Genomic DNA, 1,268 nt, shown 5'->3' on the forward strand with positions numbered 1-1,268 from the left:
GACTTGAGCAGAGGCTCCAGAGCCTGATCAATGGTTTCCTGATTAAGCTTCTGCAGCTTTTCGTTGGACTCTCGTTTCCATTGGGGCAGTTCAACCAGTGAGTCGTTCAGTATAGATTCCAGTTCACTGATATCCTTGTTAAATTTGGACCGTTTTTTATCCGGAAGCTGGGCAAATTCCGTCTCGTCCATAGCCTTACCTTGATGCATAGGGGTAAAGCTGAGGGAACCGGCTTCGCGGAATAGGGCTATGTCCCGCTTCAGGGCCCCCTGTTCAAAAATAACACGGCCACTGGCAGGGTCCTTAACCTGGATAGAGTGAACACTACCCGTAGGCAAACTTCCCACCAGTTTCTGCAATTCTTTAACCACTTGCGCTGAAGCCTGAGCACTGAGTGATGCAAAAATAAAGAACGCTGTTAGCAGGCATGACAGAAATCTTAACATGATGACCTCAATTTCCTGGCAACCTCAGAGGACCTTCGGAAAGATGCATACACGAACAACCCGATACTAATGCACAACTTTCTATTGTGAAGCAATCGGACAATTTTTTCTCGACGTCACTTCAACTATCGCAATGAATATCTCATCGTTTAAGTTAACGCTATTCCTCAGAAAATGAGAAGCACGTTCTTGTAACAAATAACCGTTAAAAAAGCTGCTTTTATCCTCCAACCTTAATTGGCAACAGAATTCATGACAGTGGGATAAAAAAAGCATTATGCTATCCCTACGGGTTATCCGAAGAGACTGATGACCTGACAGCCTACCGGCTAATGGTTTTTCCGGGAGGTTAACAATCCATCAAAGTAGAGCTGCTTTTGATTGATCATTTCAACGCTCTGCAACATACAAGTAATTCAGAGAACTCATTAGTTAACGGCAGGCCTTAGTGAAAAAGCTTAAACTTTCAACCAGTCAACTCATTGCGAAACAGCCGGTCAAAGAACTTGGGTTCAAGTCCACCGACGATCTTGAGAAATACGTCGGCATCCTCGGCCAGGAAAGAGCAACCAGCGCCATTCAGTTCGGCGTCGCCATGCATCGAACGGGCTACAACATCTATGTAATGGGGGAGTCCGGTACGGGAAGGATGTCCTATCTGAGAAAATACCTGGAATCTGAAGCCAAGCGCCAGACGCCACCAGACGACTGGATTTACATTAATAACTTCGACAATACCCGTGAACCAAAGATTTTAACGCTTCCGGCAGGCGCGGGTGAACCTTTACAGAAAGACTTTGACCAGTTTATTGACAGTCTCAT

General features: G+C 45.6%; 1 protein-coding gene and 1 pseudogene. One reads left to right on the forward strand and one right to left on the reverse strand.

The annotated features are described in order from the left end of the window. Positions 1 to 446 (reverse strand): annotated as a pseudogene (locus KDK17_RS18855) (AAA family ATPase); the annotation flags it as partial. A gap of 448 nt (positions 447 to 894) precedes the next feature. On the opposite strand from KDK17_RS18855, the gene KDK17_RS19720 reads away from it, so the two are divergent. Further along, positions 895 to 1,268 (forward strand): Lon-like protease helical domain-containing protein (locus KDK17_RS19720; protein ID WP_257288804.1); only part of this gene is annotated, 374 nt, incomplete at its 3' end.

This window comes from Endozoicomonas sp. SESOKO2, from assembly GCF_024606245.1.
Classification (GTDB): domain Bacteria; phylum Pseudomonadota; class Gammaproteobacteria; order Pseudomonadales; family Endozoicomonadaceae; genus Endozoicomonas_A.